At 72.9% G+C, this 20,455-nt stretch carries 19 protein-coding genes; 13 read left to right on the top strand and 6 right to left on the bottom strand.

The features are described 5' to 3' along the window. Positions 1–148 precede the first annotated feature (148 nt). On the top strand, positions 149–1,006 hold the full coding sequence (locus B079_RS0103280; protein WP_018544349.1) for a PHP domain-containing protein: 858 nt from the start codon (positions 149–151) through the stop codon (positions 1,004–1,006). A gap of 148 nt (positions 1,007–1,154) precedes the next feature. After that, positions 1,155–1,760, top strand: a complete 606-nt coding sequence (locus B079_RS0103285; protein ID WP_018544350.1) for a MarC family protein — start codon at positions 1,155–1,157, stop codon at positions 1,758–1,760. Between the two features lie 47 nt (positions 1,761–1,807). Here the strand turns inward: B079_RS0103285 and B079_RS34565 are convergent, their stop codons facing one another. Further along, a complete protein-coding gene (locus tag B079_RS34565; protein WP_018544351.1) occupies positions 1,808–1,960 on the bottom strand; it encodes a hypothetical protein in 153 nt (50 codons plus the stop codon). A 231-nt stretch (positions 1,961–2,191) separates the two neighbouring features. On the opposite strand from B079_RS34565, the gene B079_RS0103295 reads away from it, so the two are divergent. Beyond that, a complete protein-coding gene (locus tag B079_RS0103295; protein ID WP_026248303.1) occupies positions 2,192–3,085 on the top strand; it encodes an NYN domain-containing protein in 894 nt (297 codons plus the stop codon). 64 nt (positions 3,086–3,149) lie between these two features. Here B079_RS0103295 and B079_RS0103300 read toward each other — a convergent pair whose 3' ends face one another. Continuing rightward, positions 3,150–5,528 carry a DEAD/DEAH box helicase gene (locus B079_RS0103300; RefSeq protein WP_018544353.1) on the bottom strand — a complete coding sequence of 793 codons (2,379 nt, stop codon included), beginning with the start codon at positions 5,526–5,528 and terminating at the stop codon, positions 3,150–3,152. Between the two features lie 402 nt (positions 5,529–5,930). Here B079_RS0103300 and B079_RS0103305 point away from each other — a divergent pair, with 402 nt between their 5' ends. Beyond that, the gene (locus B079_RS0103305) at positions 5,931–6,695 is read left to right on the top strand and encodes a ferritin-like fold-containing protein (protein WP_018544354.1); all 765 of its coding nucleotides are present in this window, start codon (positions 5,931–5,933) and stop codon (positions 6,693–6,695) included. 59 nt (positions 6,696–6,754) lie between these two features. Here B079_RS0103305 and B079_RS0103310 read toward each other — a convergent pair whose 3' ends face one another. The 4 genes from B079_RS0103310 to B079_RS0103325 all read right to left on the bottom strand — a co-directional run bounded on the left by B079_RS0103310 (position 6,755) and on the right by B079_RS0103325 (position 8,719). Next, positions 6,755–7,024 carry a hypothetical protein gene (locus tag B079_RS0103310; protein ID WP_018544355.1) on the bottom strand — a complete coding sequence of 90 codons (270 nt, stop codon included), beginning with the start codon at positions 7,022–7,024 and terminating at the stop codon, positions 6,755–6,757. 226 nt (positions 7,025–7,250) lie between these two features. Next, the gene (locus B079_RS0103315) at positions 7,251–7,478 is read right to left on the bottom strand and encodes a DUF3107 domain-containing protein (protein WP_018544356.1); all 228 of its coding nucleotides are present in this window, start codon (positions 7,476–7,478) and stop codon (positions 7,251–7,253) included. A 131-nt stretch (positions 7,479–7,609) separates the two neighbouring features. Then, the gene (locus B079_RS0103320) at positions 7,610–8,251 is read right to left on the bottom strand and encodes a TetR/AcrR family transcriptional regulator (RefSeq protein WP_018544357.1); all 642 of its coding nucleotides are present in this window, start codon (positions 8,249–8,251) and stop codon (positions 7,610–7,612) included. A 237-nt stretch (positions 8,252–8,488) separates the two neighbouring features. Continuing rightward, positions 8,489–8,719, bottom strand: a complete 231-nt coding sequence (locus tag B079_RS0103325) for a hypothetical protein (protein WP_018544358.1) — start codon at positions 8,717–8,719, stop codon at positions 8,489–8,491. A 227-nt stretch (positions 8,720–8,946) separates the two neighbouring features. Between B079_RS0103325 and B079_RS0103330 the strand changes: the two genes are divergently transcribed. From B079_RS0103330 to B079_RS0103370, 9 genes are all read left to right on the top strand, one after another. Continuing rightward, complete coding sequence (locus tag B079_RS0103330; protein WP_018544359.1) at positions 8,947–9,960, top strand: alpha/beta fold hydrolase; 1,014 nt, start codon at positions 8,947–8,949, stop codon at positions 9,958–9,960. Positions 9,961–10,247: 287 nt separating this feature from the next. Next, positions 10,248–11,492, top strand: coding sequence for a DUF3152 domain-containing protein (locus tag B079_RS0103335; RefSeq protein WP_018544360.1), 1,245 nt, complete (start codon positions 10,248–10,250; stop codon positions 11,490–11,492). A 56-nt stretch (positions 11,493–11,548) separates the two neighbouring features. Then, a complete protein-coding gene (locus tag B079_RS36395; RefSeq protein ID WP_018544361.1) occupies positions 11,549–11,644 on the top strand; it encodes an Ms4533A family Cys-rich leader peptide in 96 nt (31 codons plus the stop codon). 184 nt (positions 11,645–11,828) lie between these two features. Continuing rightward, a complete protein-coding gene (locus tag B079_RS0103345; RefSeq protein WP_018544362.1) occupies positions 11,829–13,541 on the top strand; it encodes an ABC transporter substrate-binding protein in 1,713 nt (570 codons plus the stop codon). Between the two features lie 4 nt (positions 13,542–13,545). After that, complete coding sequence (locus tag B079_RS0103350; RefSeq protein ID WP_018544363.1) at positions 13,546–14,607, top strand: ABC transporter permease; 1,062 nt, start codon at positions 13,546–13,548, stop codon at positions 14,605–14,607. After that, the gene (locus B079_RS0103355) at positions 14,604–15,602 is read left to right on the top strand and encodes an ABC transporter permease (protein ID WP_018544364.1); all 999 of its coding nucleotides are present in this window, start codon (positions 14,604–14,606) and stop codon (positions 15,600–15,602) included. Before B079_RS0103350 ends, B079_RS0103355 begins: the two co-directional genes overlap by 4 nt. Continuing rightward, a complete protein-coding gene (locus tag B079_RS0103360) occupies positions 15,599–17,209 on the top strand; it encodes a dipeptide ABC transporter ATP-binding protein (protein WP_037801083.1) in 1,611 nt (536 codons plus the stop codon). The genes B079_RS0103355 and B079_RS0103360 overlap by 4 nt, the downstream gene beginning before the upstream one ends. Positions 17,210–17,417: 208 nt before the next feature. Next, the gene (locus B079_RS0103365; protein ID WP_018544366.1) at positions 17,418–19,100 is read left to right on the top strand and encodes a DUF3492 domain-containing protein; all 1,683 of its coding nucleotides are present in this window, start codon (positions 17,418–17,420) and stop codon (positions 19,098–19,100) included. Then, on the top strand, positions 19,097–20,359 hold the full coding sequence (locus tag B079_RS0103370) for a hypothetical protein (protein WP_234016736.1): 1,263 nt from the start codon (positions 19,097–19,099) through the stop codon (positions 20,357–20,359). Before B079_RS0103365 ends, B079_RS0103370 begins: the two co-directional genes overlap by 4 nt. The last annotated feature ends 96 nt before the right edge of the window (positions 20,360–20,455 follow it).

Raw genomic sequence — 20,455 nt, forward strand, 5'->3', positions numbered from 1 at the left:
CATATGGGGTGGCGCCCCATGTGCCGCAGGCCCATGTGGTCCCCGCACACTGTAGGGGGCGTCCGCCATGTGCGGGTGTGACAGGGCATCGGGTGCGCGCGGCTATCCTTAGGTGTTCCCTCCGCCCCTGTCCTCGTCTGGAGTCGCCGTGCGTATCGATCTGCACTGCCACTCCACGGCCTCGGACGGTACGGACACCCCGGCCGAGCTGGTCCGCAACGCGGCCCGTGCCGGGCTCGACGTGGTCGCGCTGACCGACCACGACACCACGCGCGGTCACGCCGAGGCGATCGCCGCGCTGCCCGAGGGGCTCACCCTCGTCCCCGGCGCCGAGCTGTCCTGCCGGACCGACGGCGTCTCGATGCATCTGCTGGCGTATCTCTTCGACCCCGAGGAGCCCGCCCTGCTCGCCGAACGCGAGCTGGTCCGCGACGACCGGGTGCCCCGGGCTCAGGCCATGGTCGCCCAGCTGAACGAGCTGGGTGTGCCGGTCTCCTGGGAGCAGGTCGAGCGGATCGCGGCCGGAGGCTCGGTGGGCCGCCCGCACATCGCTTCCGCGCTGGTCGAGCTGGGTGTCGTCCCCACGGTGAGCGACGCGTTCACCCCCGAGTGGCTGGCCGACGGCGGCCGGGCCTACGTCCCCAAGCACGAGACGGACCCCTTCGAGGCGATCCGGCTGGTCAAGAACGCGGGCGGGGTCACCGTCTTCGCGCACCCGGCCGCCGTCAAGCGCGGCCGTACGGTCCCGGAGAGCACGATCGCGAAGCTGGCCGAGGCCGGTCTCGACGGCATCGAGGTCGACCACATGGACCACGACCCGGCGACCCGGACCCGGCTGCGGGAGTTCGCGGCGGAGCTGGGCCTGCTGGCCACGGGCTCCTCGGACTACCACGGCAGCCGCAAGACCGTCGCGCTCGGCGCGCACACCACGGACCCCGAGGTCTACGGGGAGATCATCCGCCGTGCCACCGGCGCGTTCCCCGTCCCGGGGACCGGCGGGAGCTGACCGCCCGGGCCGTCCCGCCCTTCCCCCGCCTTTCTTCTCTCCCTCCAGTAACCCCGCACGTCCGCCGCGCGTGTCGCCGGGGCCAGGTCCTTCATGACCGGGTCACGGGCGTCCGCGCGCGGTGGTGGCTCGTCATGCAAGGCACACCATGTTCGACCTCGCCGTCTTCGGCTCCCTGTTCCTGACCCTCTTCGTGATCATGGACCCCCCGGGGATCACCCCGGTCTTCCTCGCCCTGACCGCCGGACGCCCGGCCAAGGTGCAGAAGCGGATGGCCTTCCAGGCCGTGTGCGTGGCGGGCGGGGTCATCGCGGTCTTCGGCCTGCTCGGCCATCAGATCCTCGACTATCTGCATGTCTCGGTCCCGGCCCTGATGATCGCGGGCGGTCTGCTGCTCCTGCTGATCGCGCTCGACCTGCTCACCGGCAAGACCGACGAACCCCAGCAGACCAAGGACGTCAACGTCGCCCTGGTGCCCCTCGGGATGCCGCTGCTGGCCGGGCCCGGCGCCATCGTGTCCGTGATCCTGGCCGTGCAGAAGGCCGGCAGTGTCGCCACGCAGGTCTCGGTGTGGTCGGCGATCCTCGCCATCCACGTCGTGCTGTGGCTGGTGATGCGTTATTCGCTGCTCATCATCCGGGTCATCAAGGACGGGGGCGTGGTCCTCGTGACGCGGCTCGCGGGCATGATGCTCGCCGCGATCGCCGTGCAGCAGATCATCAACGGTGTCACTCAGGTGATCCGGGGGAGCTGAGACGGAGCCTCGGCTCCCCCGGAAGGCTTGAGTGTCGTGCGTACGCCCTACGAGGCCGTGGTGTCGGCCGGGCGGATCCACAGACGCTGCCCGATGGCGGCGGCCTGCTGCACGATCCGATTGACGGAGGCGGCGTCCACGACGGTGGTGTCCACGGTCGTGCCGTCCACCTCGTCGAGTCGCATGATCTCGAAGCGCATGGCTTCTCCCTTCGTCTGGTCATCCTCCTGCGGAGAACTACTGGGTGCGACAGGTGGTGTCGCGGTGTTGCATACCTAGACAACGGACTGCGTGTTACAAACATTCCCTACGCTAAAGAAATTTTTCGAACGACTAACTACCCGGCGGTAGGGAAGCGCCCGGCGCAGCACTTTGGTGGACTGACCGGGACCGGTTGTGTTCGCAGCGTGACGGCCGGGACAATGGACGTGATGAACGACGACCTGGCGGACCTGGGCGCCCGCATCGACCACACCAACGAGCTGCTGCAGCGGATGCTCGCCGAGGTGGCGAAGACCCCCTCCACGCACGCGATCTTCGTGGACGCGGGCTACCTCTACGCCGCCGCGGGCCGGCTCGTGGCCGGTACGGAGGACCGGCGCGCCTTCGACCTCGACGCCGAGGGCCTGATCGACGCGCTCATCGACAAGGCCCGCTCGATCTTCGCCGACAGCCGTCTGCTGCGCGTCTACTGGTACGACGGCGCCCGCCGCCGCATCCACACCGCCGAGCAGCAGACCATCGCCGAGCTGCCGGACGTCAAGGTCCGCCTCGGCAACCTCAACGCGCACAACCAGCAGAAGGGCGTCGACTCCCTCATCCGCACCGACCTGGAGTCCCTGGCCCGGCACCGCGCCATCAGCGACGCGGCGCTCCTCGGCGGCGACGAGGACCTGGTCTCGGCGGTCGAGGCCGCACAGGGCTACGGCGCCCGCGTCCATCTGTGGGGCATCGAGGCACCCGAGGGCCGCAACCAGGCCGAGCCGCTGCTGTGGGAGGTGGACAGCCAGCGCACCTTCGACCTGGAGTTCTGCAAGCCGTACGTCTCCCGCCGTACCTCCGCCGCGTACGAGGCGACCGGGAACCGGCCCACCCGGGAGGACGTGCGCTTCGTCGGCGCCCAGATCGCGGCCAAGTGGCTGGCCTCGCGGGGGCGCGACACTCTCGGCGAACTGCTCCCGGGCCACCCCTATCTGCCCGGCTCCGTCGACCAGGACCTGCTGGTCGAGGCCGAGAACCTGCTCCAGTACTCCCTGCGCGGCCAGGCCGATCTGCGCCGGGCGCTGCGGGACGGCTTCTGGGAGCACCTGCAGACGCAGTACTGACCCGCGTACGCCGACGGCCCGGCCCCCGTGAAGGGGACCGGGCCGTCGTGTACCTCGGGGTGGATCAGACCTCGGTGGCCGCCGTCGACTTGCGGGTGCGGCGGCGCGGCTTGGCCTCCGGCTCCTCGGTCGCCTGCGCCGGGATCTCCGCGGCCTCGGCCACGGCCTTCCGGGTGCGGCGCGCCTTGGGCGCGGCGGGGGCCTCGTCCCCGTCGACCGCCGTGGCGGTCGCCTTACGGGTACGACGCGGCTTGACCTCGGCGGCGTCACCGGCCTCGGGGGCGGTGGCGGCGGCCTTGCGCGTGCGACGCGGCTTGGCCTCCGCGACCACCTCGGCGGCCTCGGCGGGAGCCGTGGCGGCGGCCTTGCGGGTCCGGCGCTTGGGGGCCTCGGCCTCGGGAGCGTCGGTGGTCTCCACCGCAGCGGCCGTCTTGCGCGTACGGCGCTTCGGGGCCTCGGCGACCGGCGCCTCGACCGTGTCGACGACGGCCTCGGCGGCCTTACGGGTCCGGCGGCGCGGCTTGGCCTCGGCCTCGGCGCCCTCGACGGTGTCGACGACGGCCTCGGCGGCCTTGCGCGTACGGCGCTTGGGCGCCTCGGCCACGGGGGCCTCGGCGGCCTCCGTGGCGACGGCGGCCTTGCGGGTGCGGCGCTTGGGGGCCTCGGCCACCGGCTCCGCGACCGGCGCCTCCACCGTGTCCACGACGGCCTCGGCGGCCTTGCGGGTGCGGCGGCGCGGCGTGGTCTCCGCGACCGGCTCGGCCACGGGGGCCTCGACGGCGGGAGCCTCGGTCACCGCGACCGGCGCCACCGTCTCCACGACGGCCGGACCCTCCGCCGTGTCCACGGCGGTCTCGACGGCCGTCACCGGCTGCTCGGCCCCGCCCGACGCGCCGTTGCGCGTGCGGCGACGGCGGCGCGGCGTACGGGTCGCCGTCGCCTCCTCGGTGGCGGCGGTCTCGACGGCCGGAGCGGCGACGCCGGACTCCAGCGGAGCACCGTTGCGCGTACGACGGCGGCGGCGCGGGGTGCGCGCCGGACGCTCCTGCTCGGCGGCGGGGGCCTCACCGCGGCCACCGCGCTCGTCACGGCCACGGCCACCACGACCACCTCGGTCGTCGCGACCACCCCGGCCGCGCGGCGCGCGGCCACCGGGCTCGCCCAGGTCCTCCAGGACCTCCGCGTCGAGCCCGGCGCGGGTGCGCTCCGAGCGCGGCAGCGTGCCCTTGGTGCCCTCGGGGATGCCGAGGTCGGAGAACAGGTGCGGGGACGTCGAGTACGTCTCCACCGGGTCGTTGAAGTCGAGCTGCAGCGCCTTGTTGATGAGCTGCCAGCGCGGGATGTCGTCCCAGTCGACGAACGTGATCGCCGTACCCTTGGCGCCCGCGCGGCCGGTGCGGCCGACCCGGTGCAGGTACGTCTTCTCGTCCTCGGGGGACTGGTAGTTGATGACGTGCGTGACGCCCTCGACGTCGATGCCGCGCGCGGCCACGTCGGTGCAGACCAGCACGTCCACCTTGCCGTTGCGGAAGGCGCGCAGCGCCTGCTCGCGGGCGCCCTGGCCGAGGTCGCCGTGGACCGCGCCCGAGGCGAAGCCCCGGCGCTGCAGCTGCTCGGCGATGTCGGCGGCGGTGCGCTTGGTGCGGCAGAAGATCATCGCCAGACCGCGGCCGTCGGCCTGCAGTATGCGCGCGATCATCTCCGGCTTGTCCATGGAGTGACCGCGGTAGACGAACTGCTTGATGTTCGCGACCGTGACGCCCTCGTCGTCCGGCGCGGTGGCGCGGATGTGCGTGGGGCGGGACATGTAACGGCGGGCGAGACCGATGACCGCGCCCGGCATGGTGGCCGAGAACAGCATGGTCTGGCGCTTGGCCGGGAGCATGTTGATGATCTTCTCGACGTCGGGCAGGAAGCCCAGGTCGAGCATTTCGTCGGCCTCGTCGAGGACCAGGCACTTCACGTGCGAGAGGTCGAGCTTCTTCTGGCCCGCGAGGTCCAGCAGTCGGCCGGGGGTGCCGACGACCACGTCGACGCCCTTGTTCAGGGCCTCGACCTGCGGTTCGTAGGCACGGCCGCCGTAGATGGCGAGGACGCGCACGTTGCGCACCTTGCCCGCCGTCAGCAGGTCGTTGGTGACCTGGGTGCACAGCTCGCGGGTGGGCACGACGACGAGCGCCTGCGGCGCGCTGGTCAGTGCCTCGGGGGCGGCGCGTCCGGCCTCGACGTCGGCGGGGACGATGACGCGCTCGAGGATGGGGAGACCGAAGCCGAGGGTCTTGCCCGTACCGGTCTTGGCCTGGCCGATGACGTCCGTGCCCGTGAGGGCGACGGGGAGGGTCATCTCCTGGATGGGAAAGGGGTTGATGATGCCGACGGCCTCGAGGGCTTCGGCGGTCTCGGGAAGAATTCCGAGATCTCGGAACGTCGTAGTCAGGGTCATGCCTCTTCTGTGTGCGCGGCGCGAGGCGAGCGCGGGGGTCGAGTCCGACCGTCCCGGGGACGTCGGCCGTCGTACGGTCCTGCCGCTCGGGCGAACCGTGGACAGGGGACCTTTGCCGACGCTCTAGCGCTCGTACCGCTGAGGGTTCCCTCCGGTCGTCGTACGTACACGGTCGTACGGCCACGGAGGGCTGTCAGGTCGGAGCCGATCGGGCCACCGACCGGGCATCCTCATGCGTGCGGCCTGGCAGGACACGCCGAACACGTCGACGCGCTCCAGCAGGCGCATTACCACCATACCCCGGATTGACGCACTCGCGATGGCCGATTTGGTCACGTAGTCGTCGTCACACCGCTCGGCCGGGGGGTGGAGAGGCAGGACAAGCGGGCTATTGTGCGCCTCATGACTAGCTCTGACAAGCCTGAGAACGCCGCCTCGGCCCCCGTCGAACCCACCGAGACCGCCGGTCCCACCGGTGTCGCGGCCAAGGACTGGGCGTCGGCCGCGGCGGACCCGCAGTACCGCGCGGCGGTCGTGGACCTGCTCGGCGCGCTGGCCTACGGCGAGCTGGCGGCGTTCGAGCGCCTCGCGGAGGACGCCAAGCTGGCGCCGACCCTCGCGGACAAGGCGGAGCTGGCGAAGATGGCCTCGGCCGAGTTCCACCACTTCGAGCGGCTGCGGAACCGGCTGACCGAGATCGGCCAGGAGCCGACCGCCGCGATGGAGCCCTTCGTCGCCGCCCTGGACGGCTTCCACCGGCAGACCGCGCCCTCGGACTGGCTGGAGGGCCTGGTCAAGGCGTACGTCGGCGACTCGATCGCGAGCGACTTCTACCGCGAGGTCGCGGCCCGGCTCGACTCCGACACCCGCGAGCTGGTCCTCGCCGTCCTGGACGACACCGGGCACGCGGGCTTCGCCGTGGAGAAGGTGCGCGCCGCGATCGACGCCGACCCGCGCGTGGGCGGACGGCTCGCGCTGTGGGCGCGGCGGCTGATGGGCGAGGCGCTGTCCCAGTCGCAGCGGGTGGTCGCGGACCGCGACGCGCTCTCCACCATGCTGGTCGGCGGCGTGGCCGACGGCTTCGACCTCGCGGAGGTCGGCCGCATGTTCACCCGGATCACCGAGGCGCACACCAAGCGGATGGCCGCGCTCGGCCTCGCCGCCTGACGTTCTTCCCCTGAAGGAAAGCCCTCAGGGCTTCCCTCACGGGCTTTCCCTACGGGCGGCTACGCCGGTGCCGAGTGCCGTCGCAGCCGCCCGGCCGGGCGCAACAGCAACGACAGCGAGGCGGCCGAGACGACCGCCGCGCCGAGCAGACTCACCAGGACCGGGGCCGCGCCGAGCGCGCTGTGCGTGACGAAGTCGCCGAAGAGGGCTCCCGCGAGACCCGTCGCGAGGACCAGCGCGCGGGAGGGCAGGCGGTGCGGCAGACGGCGCGTCGCCGTCCAGGCCAGCGCCGAACCGAGCACGGCCGATGCGAGCACTTCCAGGATCATCGCGAGGTACCTCCACGGTTCGGGCGGTGCTCTTGAGGTCGTAGCCCGTCTTACCCGTGACCTGCGCGTTCCAATCACTCTCGGAGCAGCTTGTGTCACTCTCGGGTGAGCGTGCGCACGGCGGTCCGTACGACGCCTGTACGACACTCGTACGACGTCTGTACGGCATGTACGACGAAGGGCCCGGTGGCGGTGTGCCACCGGGCCCTTCGTCGTCGATCGCGTCCTACAGCGTGCCGAAGCCCACCTTGCGGACGGTCGGCTCGCCGATCTCCACGTACGCGAGGCGGTCCGCCGGGACCAGGACCTTGCGGCCGCGCTCGTCCACGAGGCTCAGCAGCGGCGACTTGCCGGCCAGCGCCTCGGCCACCAGGCGCTCGACCTCGTCGACGCTCTGACCGCTCTCCAGAACGATCTCGCGGGGCGCGTGCTGCACGCCGATCTTGACCTCCACGGCTATGTCCCTCCGACGGTCAGTGATGTGCGCGATCTACCGCGCCGTACGCTGCACACATTAGCCCGGTGAGGGGACGAGTACGCCGCGCGCCCGCACGCCGTCAGCGAACAGGGCGCGTCGGCGGCGCCTCAGTGGTGGTCGGTGCCGTGCAGCGGGAAGCCCGCGATGCCCCGCCACGCCAGCGACGCCAGCAGCTGCACAGCCTGGTCGCGCGGCACGCTGCGGTCGCTGTGCAGCCAGGAGCGCGCGACGACCTGGGCGAGTCCGCCGAGACCGGAGGCGAGCAGCATGGACTCAGCGCGCGAGAGGCCGGTGTCCTCGGCGATGACCTCGCAGATCGCCTCGGCGCACTCGGTGGTCACCTTGTCGACGCGCTCGCGCACGGCGGGCTCGTTCGTCAGGTCCGACTCGAAGACCAGGCGGAAGGCGCCGCCGTCGTCCTCGATGTAGGCGAAGTAGGCGTCCATGGTCGCCCGGACGCGCTGCTTGTTGTCCGTGGTCGACGCCAGCGCGGTGCGCACGGCGTGGATCAGGGACTCGCAGTGCTGATCGAGCAGTGCCAGATACAGGTCGAGCTTGCCGGGGAAGTGCTGGTAGAGCACCGGCTTGCTGACTCCGGCGCGCTCGGCGATGTCGTCCATCGCCGCCGCGTGATAGCCCTGCGCGACGAACACCTCCTGGGCGGCGCCCAGGAGCTGGTTCCGCCGGGCGCGGCGCGGCAGACGGGTGCCGCGCGGGCGTGCCGCCTCTGTTTGCTCGATGGCTGTCACGCCGCCTCCCAAGGTCGTCCTCATGCGGTACGGGCCGCGCGGCCATCGTACTTTTCGGTAATCGTGGTGTGCGCGGTGCGAGCGCAGAATTTCACGTACCGGACGGCGGGCGGAAGGCGCGGAGCACGGCGCCGTGCGCCGGTCGCGGCGCGGAAGGGGGCCCGGCGGGGCTCCGACGGGCTGGGCCGGGCTGGGCCGGGCCGTCCTCGGCCGGGGTCCGGTGAGGATCCGGTGAGGTCAGCGGTAGTCGTCCTCGTCGAGGGTGACCACGCGCGCCTGTTCGATCAGATCGGCCTCGTTGCCCTTGGCCGGGTCCACGTCGGTCAGGGGCTCGTCCCGGTCCTCCGCGAGGTCGGTCTGCTGTTCGGCGGCGTCGTTCTCGGGCTCCTCGACACCGATCTCCTCGACCGTGCCGCCCGCGGCCTCCAGCTCCTCGATCGCGTCCGGCTCGGTGGGGTCGTAGGCCATGGCGGGCTCCCTTCCTGAGGACGTCGGCTTCCTGAAGCGTCGGTCGAAGCGGCACCGGGGCTGTGGGGGGCCGCGTGCGGCTTCCCGCTGTACGAGCCTAGGAGACACCTCGACGGGACGCCATGCCATCTGCCCGCCGCACGGCGGACCTCACCTGTGAACGGCGGGACGGACGCTGTGACGGCGAACACATGAAGCGTGGTGTGATCGTCTCGTAACATTGCCGCATGTCTTCGACCGAGTCGCCGTCGCTCCCGGCCGCCAGCGTCCTGCCGAGGGTCGCGCCCGTACGGGTCGGCGAGGGCGAGCGGATGCGGTCGGTGGGGCTGCCGGGCGTCACGCTCTCGGTCCGCTCCCGGCCCGCCGCCCGCGAGGGGCTGGCGCCCGCGCTGTACGTCCACGGGCTCGGCGGGTCCTCGCAGAACTGGTCGCAGCTCATGGCCGAGTTGGACGGTCTCGTGGACAGCGAGGCGGTCGACCTGCCCGGCTTCGGCGACTCCCCGCCGCCCGACGACGGCGACTACTCCGTCACCGGGCACGCGCGCGCCGTCATCCGCTATCTGGACGCCGCCGGACGCGGTCCGGTCCACCTCTTCGGCAACTCCCTGGGCGGCGCGGTCTCCACGCGCGTGGCCGCCGTACGCCCCGACCTGGTGCGCACGCTCACCCTGGTCTCCCCGGCCCTGCCCGAACTGCGCATCCAGCGCAGCGCCGCGCCCACCGGGCTGCTCGGCGTGCCGGGCGTGGCCACGCTCTTCAACCGGCTCACCCGCGAGTGGACGGCCGAGCAGCGGGTGCGCGGTGTCATGGCGCTCTGCTACGGCGATCCCGCGCGCGTGTCGCCCGAGGCGTTCCAGTACGCGGTGGAGGAACTGGAGCGGCGGCTGCGGCTGCCGTACTTCTGGGACGCGATGGCCCGCTCCGCGCGCGGCATCGTCAACGCGTACACGCTCGGCGGCCAGCAGGGGCTGTGGCGCCAGGCCGAACGCGTCCTCGCGCCCACGCTGCTGGTCTACGGCGGGCGTGATCAGCTCGTAGGCTTCCGTATGGCCGCCAAGGCCGCCCGCGCCTTCCGTGACTCCCGTTTGCTGTCCCTGCCGGACGCCGGGCACGTGGCGATGATGGAATACCCGGAGGTCGTCGCGACCGCTTTCCGTGAACTCCTCGACGAGCGAGGCGGATTGGCTGCGAACGACGTGAACTCCGGCGCGCACGAAGCCGGTTCGGATACAGAGAGCTGAGGTCAGGGGTGGGACGTCACAGCCGCCGGGGCCCGACCCCGAAGGACACGACCGCCCCTGCGCAGACGCAGCGGGCCGAGGACGCGGCGGCCGGGCCCGGTGGCCGGATTCCGGGCGCGCGCAACGGGTGGGGGGACTTCGCGGGACCGCAGGCGCCGGGTGCTCCGGCCGCGGGGGACATGGGTGCGGGCCACATGAGTGGCGCTGATCACCCTGGCGGGTCGCCCATGGGCGGGCCCCACATGGGCGGCCCTCACACGTCTGCGCCCCACACGTCTGCGCCCCACATGGGCGCGGCGCACACAGGTGTCGGCCCCACCCCGGACGCCGCGCCGTCCTACGGCACCGGGCCCCTGCCCGGGGCCGGGGCGCAGCGGGGCGCCGGGCGCGGGCCCGGTGGTCCGGCTGCGCAGGGCGGGCCGCCGTTCGGGGACGCGCAGGCCCGGGGCGGTCATCCCGAGGTGCGGGAAGAGGGCGGCGGCTGGGGCGTGTTCGCGCCGCCCGGGCGTGACGGGGCCGGTGCGGTTCCGGGCGGGCGGCGGCCGTTCCCCCGGCAGCGGCGGGCCGAGTCCGTGCCGGACGCGGCGCCCGCCACAGGGTCTGGGCGCGGCCCCCGGCAGGACTATCTGGACGCCTTCGAGGCGGAGGCCGCGACGGCCGCACCGCGCGTCACCGCACCCGTCGAGCCGGTCGCGCCCGCCGGTACGGACACCGACCCGTTCGAGCTGCCCGCGCAGCGGCGCGGCACCAAGGGGCGTACGTTCACCGGGGTCGCGGCTGCCGCCGTGACCACCGTGCTCGCGGTCGTCGTCGCCGGGCAGGTGGCCGACGGCCGGGCGGACGGGCAGTCGCGGACCACCGCCGAGGGCACCGGCGAGGCCAGGACGGCGGCGCAGGCGGCCCCGTCGGCCGCGCCGAGCGCCGTCCCGCTGACGTACGAGCAGAAGATGAGCCGCCTCTATCCGCTGGGCGCGAAGCTCAAGGGCTCGGGGAAGTTCGACGCCGTGCCCGGCTTCGCCAAGGCCCCCGGCACCGGGCAGAAGCTGACCTACCGCGTCGACGTGGAACAGGGGCTCGGTCTCGACGGCGCCCTCTTCGCCGACGCCGTGCAGAAGACGCTCAACGACGACCGCAGCTGGTCCCACGACGGCGCCCGCACCTTCGAGCGCGTCTCGACGGGCAAACCGGACTTCGTGATCACGCTCGCCAGCCCCGGCACCACCGCCTTCTGGTGCGCCAAGTCGGGCCTGGACACCACGGAGGACAACGTCTCCTGCGACTCGGCGGCCACCGAGCGCGTGATGATCAACGCGTACCGCTGGGCACAGGGCAGCGTGACCTACGGCGACGCGAAGATCCACGCCTACCGGCAGATGCTGATCAACCACGAGGTCGGCCACCGGCTCGGCCACGGCCATGTCACCTGCCAGAAGGACGGCCAACTCGCGCCGGTCATGCAGCAGCAGACCAAGTTCCTCGATCACGATGGAATCCACTGCCTCCCCAACCCCTGGCCCTACCCGGGGAGTTGACCCACGCCGCTTATGTCACATTGACATGAGTCGCAAGTTCGTTCATATTTCTGCGCATGTGGTCCCGTCCCGCCGTCTGCCGTAGCGCCGCCATCGAGCTGGCGCTCATCGGCGTGACCGCGCTCTGCGTGGCCGACATTCACTGTCGCTGACGCCGCCGCTTCGGCGTTCGCGTCGGGATCTCCCTTTTCCTCCCTGTTTGCGGCCTCTTCGGGTCGCACGCCTCTCGACGACTGACGCCGGGGCCGACATCTGTCCGCAGCTGTCTCACTCCTCGTCCACATGTCTCACCCCTCGGGAAATCCCGCGGGGCTCCCCGAGAGGTCGTCTATTCCGATGCGTCAACCGTCCCTCATAGCGCGCCGCGTGGCAGCGGCATCCGTCGGCCTGGTCGTGGCAGCGGGCGCCGCCGCCTGCGGTCCGGAGGACAACGATGCCAAGGGCGCCGGCGGCGACTCCACGCCCCACAAGGGCGGCACCCTCACCGTGCTGAACTCCCAGCCCCAGTCGGACTTCGACCCGGCCCGCCTCTACACCTCCGGCGGCGGCAACGTCCCCTCGCTGGTCTTCCGCACCCTGACCACGCGCAACCGCGAGAACGGCGCCGCGGGCGCCAAGGTGGTCCCCGACCTCGCCACCGACACCGGGCGTCCCAACAAGGACGCGACCGTGTGGACGTACACCCTGAAGAAGGGGCTGAAGTACGAGGACGGCACGCCGATCACCTCGGCGGACATCAAGTACGGCATCGAGCGCTCCTTCGCCCCCGAACTCTCGGGCGGCGCCCCCTACTTGCGCGACTGGCTGACCGGTGCCGCCAAGTACCAGGGGCCGTACAAGGACAAGAAGGGCCTGGCCGCGATCGAGACGCCCGACGCGCGGACCATCGTCTTCCATCTCAACAAGCCCGAGGGCGAGTTCCCCTACCTGGCCACCCAGACGCAGTTCGCGCCGGTGCCCCAGGCCAAGGACAAGGGCACCAAGTACGAGGAGCACCCGGTCTCCTCGGGTCCGTACCGCGTCGTGCGCAATGACAACGACGGCGAGCACGTCCTGCTCGAGCGCAACCCGCACTGGAGCGGCGACGACGAGCGCAAGGCGTACCCGGACACCATCGACGTGCGCTCCGGGCTCGACTCCTCCGTGATCAACCAGCGGCTCTCCTCCTCGCAGGGCGCGGACGCCGCCGCCGTCACCACCGACACCAACCTCGGTCCGGCCGAACTCGCCCGTGTCAGCGGCGACAAGAAGCTCGCCGACCGCGTCGGCACCGGCCACTTCGGCTACACGAACTACATCGCCTTCAACCCGAAGGTGAAGCCGTTCGACAACCCCAAGGTGCGCCAGGCCATCGCGTACGCCGTGGACCGCTCCTCGGTGATCAACGCGGCCGGTGGCTCCGCGCTCGCCGAGCCCGCGACCACCTTCCTGCCGGACCAGAAGTCCTTCGGCTACACGCCGTACGACCCGTTCCCGGCCGGTAAGTCCGGCAACCCGGCCAAGGCCAAGGAGCTGCTGAAGGAGGCGGGGTACAAGAAGGGTCTCACCGTGACCCTGACCCACTCCAACAGCAAGGACTTCGAGACCAGCCCGGAGATCGCCACCGCCCTCCAGGACGCGCTGAAGAAGGCGGGCATCACCGTCAAGCTCCAGGGCCTGGAGGACAACGACTACCGGGACAAGATCCACAGCGTGAAGACCGAGCCCGGCTTCTTCCTCGCGCACTGGGGTGCCGACTGGCCCTCCGGCGGTCCCTTCCTCGCCCCGATCTTCGACGGCCGCCAGATCGTCAAGGACGGCGCCAACTTCAACACCGGTCTGCTGAACGACACCTCGGTCAACGACGAGATCGACGCCATCAACAAGCTGACCGACCTGAACGCCGCCGCCACCCGCTGGGGCGCGCTCGACAAGAAGATCGGCGAGCAGGCCCTGACCGTCCCGCTGTTCCACCCCGTCTACAAGCGCCTGTACGGCTCGGACGTCAAGAACATCGTGATCAGCGACTGGACCGGCGTGCTCGACATCTCCCAGGTCGCGGTGAAGTGACCCCGTGAGTGACGCTCTCGTCGCCGTCGAGGCCGCAGGGACGGACCCTTCCGTCCCGGCGGCCTCGGGGGCCCGTCTGTTCTGGCGGCGGCTGCGCACCCGGCGGGCCGCCCTGGCCGCCGCGGCCGTCGTCGCCCTGCTCGTCCTGATCGCGCTCGCCGCGCCGCTGCTCACCGCCCTCGAGGGCCAGGACCCGACCACCTACCACCCCTCGCTGGTCGACTCCGCGCGCGGCGGCGTGCCCGTCGGACCGCTCGGCGGGATCAGCGCCGAGCACTGGTTCGGCGTCGAACCGCAGACCGGCCGCGACCTGTTCGCGCGCATGGTCTACGGCGCCCGCGTCTCGCTCGGCGTCGCCCTCGCGGCCACCGTCGTCCAGGTCACCATCGGCGTCACCATCGGTGTCACCGCCGCCCTGGGCAACCGCTGGGTGGATCAACTCCTCAGCCGCGTCACGGACATCATCGTCTCCCTGCCGCTGATGATCATGGCGCTCGCGCTGCTGGCCATCGTGCCCACGAGCTTCCCGCGCCCGGTCCTGGTCGCCTTCGTGATCGGTCTGATCGCGTGGGGCAACCTCGCCAAGATCGTGCGCGCGCAGACCCTCACGCTCAAGGGGCTCGACCATGTCGCCGCCGCCCGGCTCAGCGGCTGGGGCGCCGTCAGCGTCGCCCGCCGCGAGCTGCTGCCCGGCCTCGCCGCGCCCGTCATCACCTACGCCGCGCTGCTCGTGCCCACCAACATCTCCATCGAGGCCGCCCTGTCCTTCCTCGGCGTCGGCGTGAAGCCGCCCACGCCCTCCTGGGGACAGATGATCACCTCGGCCGACATCTGGTACCAGTCCGCGCCGCAGTACCTGCTCTTCCCGGCCGGTGCCCTCTTCGTCACCGTGCTCGCCCTCACCGTCTTCGGCGACGGCGCGCGCACGGCCCTGGACCCGCGGGCCGCCTCCCGGCTGCGGATCGGCACGGGGCGCAGGAGCGCGAAGAAGGCTTCTGCGAAGCGGGTTTCCGCGACGCAGGCTTCCGCGAAGCAGGCGGACACGACGAAGGAGGCCGGCCGGTGAACGGCTTCGGCGGATTCCTGCTGCGCCGCGCGGTGGGCATGGCCATCACCCTGCTCGCCGTCTCGGTCCTCGTCTACGTGGTCTTCTACGCCACCCCCGGCAACGTCGCCCAGATCACCTGCGGCCCGCGCTGCTCCCCGGAACAGGTGCGCCAGGTCGCCGACCAGCTCCACCTCGGCGACCCGCTCTCTCTGCGCTACTGGCACTTCCTGGAAGGCATCCTCGTCGGCCAGGACTACTCCACCGGCACCTCGGTCGAGCACTGCTCCGCGCCCTGCCTCGGCCTGTCGTACCAGACCGACCAGCAGGTCCTCGACATCATCCTGACCCGCCTTCCGGTCAGCCTCTCGCTGGTCGCCGGGGCCATGGTGCTGTGGCTGCTCATCGGTGTCGGCACCGGTGTGCTCTCCGCCTGGCGGCGCGGCCGGCTCTCCGAGCGGGTGCTGACCGCGCTCACCCTCGCGGGCTGGGCCACCCCGGTCTTCGTGCTCGGCCTGGTCCTGGTGATCGTCGTCTGCGGCGAACTCCAGCTGCTGCCCTTCCCGCAGTACGTGAAGCTCACCGACGACCCCGAGCAGTGGGCGTGGAACCTGCTGCTGCCCTGGCTGTCGCTCGCCCTGATCGAGTCGGCCGCCTTCGCCCGGCTCACCCGTACCGCGATGCTGGAGACCCTCGCCGAGGACCACATCCGCACCTTCCGCGCCTACGGCGTCAGCGAGCGGGCCATCGTCGGACGGCACGCCCTGCGCGGCGCGCTGGCCCCGGTCATCGCGCTCAACGCCAACAACGTCGGCTCGGCCGTCGGCGGCGCGGTCCTCACCGAGACACTGTTCGGCCTGCCCGGCATCGGCCAGGAACTGGTGCGGGCGGTCAAGGTGGTGGACCTGCCGGTGGTCGTGGGCATGGTCCTGGTCGTCGCCTTCTTCGTGATCGTCGCCAATGCCGTCGCGGACGTCCTGTACGCCGTGGCCGACCGACGGGTGGTCCTCGCATGAGTGGTCAGCGCACGAGCCTGGTCGAAGTGACCGGTCTCGCGGTCGACTTCGGCGGTCTGAAGGCCGTGGACGGACTCTCCTTCAGCCTGGAACCCGGGGCCGCGCTGGCCCTCGTCGGCGAGTCCGGCTCCGGCAAGTCCACTGTCGCGGGCGCCCTGTTGGGGCTGCACCGGGGGACCGGGGCCGAGGTCACCGGCGCCGTCCGGGTCGCCGGAACCGACGTGGAGGCCGCCACGGACGAGGAGTTGCGGCGGCTGCGCGGGGCGAAGGCCGCCATGGTCTTCCAGGACCCGCTGTCCTCGCTCGACCCGTACTACGCGGTCGGGGACCAGATCGCGGAGGTCTACCGGGTGCACACCCGCGCCTCCCGGCGGGCCGCCCGCGCGCGGGCCGTCGAGGTCCTCGACCGGGTCGGCATCCCGGACGCGCCGCGGCGTTCCCGCTCGCGCCCGCACGAGTTCAGCGGCGGTATGCGCCAGCGCGCCCTGATCGCCATGGCGCTCGCCTGCGAGCCCGAGCTGCTGATCGCGGACGAGCCGACCACCGCGCTCGACGTCACCGTGCAGGCCCAGATCCTGGACCTGCTGCACACCCTGCGCGAGGAGACCGGCATGGGCCTGCTCCTCGTCACGCACGACGTGGGCGTGGCCGCCGAGAGCGTGGACGACGTGCTGGTGATGCGGCACGGCCGGGCGGTCGAACGCGGCCCCGTCGCCGAGGTGTTGCGCGCCCCGGCCGAGCCGTACACCCGGGAACTCCTGGCCGCCGTACCGAGGTTGGAGGTGCGCCGGGAGGCGCCCGCCGAGCAGCCCGGGGACGTCGTCCTGGAGGCGAGCGGGCTCGGGCGCCGATTCGGGCGCGGGAAGCGGGCGTTCACGGCCGTGGACGACGTGTCGCTGACCCTGCGCCGGGGCGAGACCCTGGGCATCGTGGGCGAGAGCGGCAGCGGCAAGACCACGCTCGGCCGGATGCTGGTCGGACTCCTGGAGCCGAACGCCGGGACCATCACCTACCAGGGGCGTCCGCACACCGGGGTCGACCCCTCCGTGCAGATGGTCTTCCAGGACCCGGCCTCCTCCCTCAACCCCCGCCGCACGGTGGGCGATTCGATCGCCGACCCGCTGCGCGCGAAGGGGGAGCGGAACGAGACGCGCATCCGCGAACGCGTGGCCGGACTCCTTGAACGGGTCGGTCTGGACGCGGCCCAATGCGACCGCTATCCGCACGAGTTCAGCGGCGGCCAGCGCCAGCGCGTCGGCATCGCACGGGCCCTCGCGGCCGACCCGCGCGTCCTCGTCTGCGACGAGCCGGTCTCCGCGCTGGATGTGACCACCCAGGCCCAAGTCGTCGCCCTGCTCGACGAGTTGCGCCGCGAACTCGGCCTCGCGCTGGTGTTCATCGCGCACGACCTCGCCGTGGTCCGCCAGGTCAGCGACCAGGTCGCGGTCATGCGCCGGGGCCGGATCGTGGAGGCGGGCCCGGCCGACGAGGTCTACGACAGCCCGAGCGACCCGTACACCCGCGAACTCCTCGCCGCCGTACCGGCCCTGGACCCGGAGGTGGCCGCCGAGCGGCGCGCGGCCCGGCGGGAGCCCGCGGCTGCCTGACGCGGAGGTGCGGCGGTACACCGGGGCTTCGCAGCTGTCTTAGCGCTTCGGAACGCGCCCCGCACGCGAAAGTTACGACCGTTCACCCCTTTTGGTGGCGCGATGGACAACCGTCCGTCGCGCCACCGCCTTGTCCGCATACGTTCGTCCCGCTGCGAGCCGCCGGGAGGACGGCGGCTCCCACACACGGGAGATCGGGGGTGCACGCGTGCGCATCGGACTGCTTACGGAGGGTGGCTATCCGTATGTGAGCGGTGACGCCGGGATCTGGTGCGACCGGCTCGTGCGCGGGCTCGGGCAGCACGAGTTCGACGTCTACGCGCTCAGCCGGGACCACGACCAGGAGCGGGCGGGCTGGGTCACGCTCCCCCCGCAGGTCCACCGGGTCCGCACCGCCCCCCTGTGGACCACCGAGGACGAAGGACCCGCCCTCGGCCGCCGCGCCCGCAAACGCCTGGCCGAGTCCTACGGCGAACTCCTCGCGGCGATCTGGGCCGAGCCCGGTGCCGGTCAGGCGCCCGCCGCCGAAGAGCTGGCGGACCGTTTCGGCAACGCGCTGTACCGCCTGGCCGAACTCGCCCGCGAGGAAGGCCCGCTGACCGGCGCGCTCCGCTCCGAGACCGCCGTACGCGCCCTGGAACGTGCCTGTCGCGCACCCGGCGCACCGCGCACCGCCCGCGCGGCCCGCGTGCCCGACCTGCTCACGGTCACCGACCACCTGGAGCGCGCCCTGCGCCCGCTCTCCCTCGGCTGGTACGGCGACGACGCCCTGGCCGCCGCCGACCTCTGCCACGCCACCTCCGGCGGCACCGCGGCCCTGCCCGGACTGCTCGCCCGGCACTTCTCCGGCGTGCCCCTGCTCGTCACCGAGTACGGCGTCCAGCTGCGCTCGCGCTACCTCGCCCTCGGGCCCGACGCCGCCGCCCCCGCCGTCCGCGCGCTGCTCGCCGCCTTCCACGGCAGGCTGGCCGCCGAGGTCTACCGCCGGGCCGAGATCCTGACCCCGGGCAACGCACACGCCCGCCGCTGGCAGGAGCGGTGCGGCGCCGACCGGGCCCGGATCAGGACCGTCCACCCGGGCATGGACGCCGCCCGCTTCACCGAGGTCGGGGAGGGGCCCGACCGCTCCGACCCCGGCACGCTGGTGTGGGTCGGGCGGATCGAACCCGCCAAGGACCTCATCTCGCTGCTGCACGCCTTCGCCGAGATCCGCCGCGAGGAGCCCGCCGCGCGGCTGCGCATCGTGGGCGTGCCGGTGGACGCCGAGGGCGAGGCGTACCTCGGCCACTGCCGGGCGCTCGCGGCCCAGCTCTTCCCCGACGAGGCGGAGGGCGTGCACGAGGTCGGGGACAACCCCGTCTCCTTCGAGGAGATCGGCGGCCCCGAGGTGCCGAGCCTCGCGGAGGCGTACGCCTCGGGCGCCGTCGTGGTCCTGTCCAGCGTGGTCGAGGGCTTCCCGGTCAGCCTGGCCGAGGCCATGTTCTGCGGCCGGGCCACCGTCTCCACCGACGTGGGCGCGGTGGTGGAGGTCATCGGCGGCACCGGGCTCGTCGTACCGCCGCGCAACCCCCGCGCCCTCGCCGAGGCATGCGTGACGCTGCTGCGCGACCCCGAGCGGCGGGCACGGCTCGGAGCCGCCGCCCGGGCCCGCGCGGTCGAACTGCTCGGCGTCGAACAGAACATCACGGCATTTCACGGCATTTACCTGGAGATCGTCTCGCACTGTCCGGTCCGCCGGGACGACGCCGGTGAGCCCCTGCCCTTCGCCACCCCGGCCGAGATCCACGCCCCCGGCCGTCTGAGCGCCCCCACGGCCCGACCGGCCCCGGGCTGGGCGGACCCCGACCCGTCCCGCCCCGTGGCGGCGACGGCAGGGAAGGGGACGCGATGAGCGGCGGCGCGGGCAGAACGGCGGGGGAGCGGGGCGGTACGACGATGAGCGCGCGCGTGGACGGGGACGCTCCGGCCGGGGGCGACGGCACGGGAGAGGCCGAGACGGTCGCCCCCGAGGCACCCCAGGTGTCGGCGCGCCCCGCGAAGGCCACCCCCCGGCGCGGCACCGCCGACCCCGTGAAGTCCCTGCTGCACCAGCACCGGGACCTGTGCGAGCGGGCCGTCGACGCACTGGAGATCGCGGCCGGTCTTGAGGCGCACGGCGTCACCGACCGCACCGCCGCCCGCTTCCGGCACCGGGACGTCTTCTCGCTCGCCGAGGAGCTGTACGCCCGCGTCCCCCGCGAGGACGAACCGCGGCCCCCGGCGGATCCCGGCCCCGGCCCCCGGATCCGTACCGACTGGGTCCTGCTCACCCTGCTGCCCGGCGCGCTCGCCGCCCCGGCCGCCGCCGGACTGCTCCTCGCCCACGGCCAGGCCCGGCTCCTGATCGGACTCGGCGCCCTGCTCCTCGTCGGCGGTGCCGTCGCCGCGGCCCTGCGCCGGGGCCCGCTCGCCACCCGGCCCGGCACGGCCGTACGGCAGCCCTCGCTCGGCACCCGCGCGGCGGTCCTGTGCCTCCTCGCCCACGCCCTCCTCGGCGACGGCTTCCTGGGCGCCGTGATCAGCGGCGGCCCCGACGACGCGCCGACCCTCGCGCCGGACGGCGCCTGGCCGGTGGCCCTCGCGCCCGTGCTGGCCCTGCTGCTGTCCTGCGCCCCGGCCGCCTGGTGCGCCCACCTCCTCGCCGCCACCGCCCACCGCAGGCTCGCGGGCAGCCGGGGCCTGGAGGACTTCACCGCAGCCGCCCGGCCCCTGCTCCTCGGCGCCCTCGCGCTGTACCTGGCCGCGCTCGCCGCGCTGCTGGCCGTCTGCGCCGCCGTACTGCGCGAACCCTCGGCCGCTCCGCAGGCCCTCACCCTCGGCGCGCTGCTGCTGCTCGCCCGGCTGCTCACCGCGTACCACCACCGGCACGCCCCGGCCGTGGTGCTCGGCGCCGCCGCGATCGCCGAACTGGCCGCTCCGGCCCTGGTGCTGACGGGGCGGCTGCCGGGGTGCGGTTTCGTCGCCGTACCCGTCCAGCGGCTCACGGACGCCTGGGGACCGGCCGCCGTACCCGTCCTCGTCTGCGGCGCCGCCGCCGTGGCCCTGCTGGTCCACGCGCTGCGCACCCTCACCCGCGCCTCGGCCCACGCCCCCACCGGAGCGGCCGAGTGATCCCCCCACCGCCGTCCCCGACCGGCCCCGCCGCAGCCCGAACGCGGCGCGGCGGCATCCGGCGGGCGGTGACCGGCCCCGCGCCGGGGCCAATCC

The sequence above is a fragment of the Streptomyces sp. LaPpAH-108 genome, from assembly GCF_000373625.1.
GTDB lineage: Bacteria > Actinomycetota > Actinomycetes > Streptomycetales > Streptomycetaceae > Streptomyces.

What these genes read in the sequence shown, in the direction of transcription:
- B079_RS0103325 (WP_018544358.1), bottom strand. Translation starts at nt 8,719, where the DNA reads ATGGCCTACGACCCCACCGAGCCGGACGCGATCGAGGAGCTGGAGGCC.
- B079_RS0103305 (WP_018544354.1), top strand. Translation starts at nt 5,931, where the DNA reads ATGACTAGCTCTGACAAGCCTGAGAACGCCGCCTCGGCCCCCGTCGAA.
- B079_RS34565 (WP_018544351.1), bottom strand. Translation starts at nt 1,960, where the DNA reads ATGCGCTTCGAGATCATGCGACTCGACGAGGTGGACGGCACGACCGTG.
- B079_RS0103300 (WP_018544353.1), bottom strand. Translation starts at nt 5,528, where the DNA reads ATGACCCTGACTACGACGTTCCGAGATCTCGGAATTCTTCCCGAGACC.
- B079_RS0103360 (WP_037801083.1), top strand. Translation starts at nt 15,599, where the DNA reads ATGAGTGGTCAGCGCACGAGCCTGGTCGAAGTGACCGGTCTCGCGGTC.
- B079_RS0103330 (WP_018544359.1), top strand. Translation starts at nt 8,947, where the DNA reads ATGTCTTCGACCGAGTCGCCGTCGCTCCCGGCCGCCAGCGTCCTGCCG.
- B079_RS0103335 (WP_018544360.1), top strand. Translation starts at nt 10,248, where the DNA reads ATGGGCGCGGCGCACACAGGTGTCGGCCCCACCCCGGACGCCGCGCCG.
- B079_RS36395 (WP_018544361.1), top strand. Translation starts at nt 11,549, where the DNA reads ATGTGGTCCCGTCCCGCCGTCTGCCGTAGCGCCGCCATCGAGCTGGCG.
- B079_RS0103310 (WP_018544355.1), bottom strand. Translation starts at nt 7,024, where the DNA reads ATGATCCTGGAAGTGCTCGCATCGGCCGTGCTCGGTTCGGCGCTGGCC.
- B079_RS0103285 (WP_018544350.1), top strand. Translation starts at nt 1,155, where the DNA reads ATGTTCGACCTCGCCGTCTTCGGCTCCCTGTTCCTGACCCTCTTCGTG.
- B079_RS0103345 (WP_018544362.1), top strand. Translation starts at nt 11,829, where the DNA reads ATGCGTCAACCGTCCCTCATAGCGCGCCGCGTGGCAGCGGCATCCGTC.
- B079_RS0103370 (WP_234016736.1), top strand. Translation starts at nt 19,097, where the DNA reads ATGAGCGGCGGCGCGGGCAGAACGGCGGGGGAGCGGGGCGGTACGACG.
- B079_RS0103295 (WP_026248303.1), top strand. Translation starts at nt 2,192, where the DNA reads ATGAACGACGACCTGGCGGACCTGGGCGCCCGCATCGACCACACCAAC.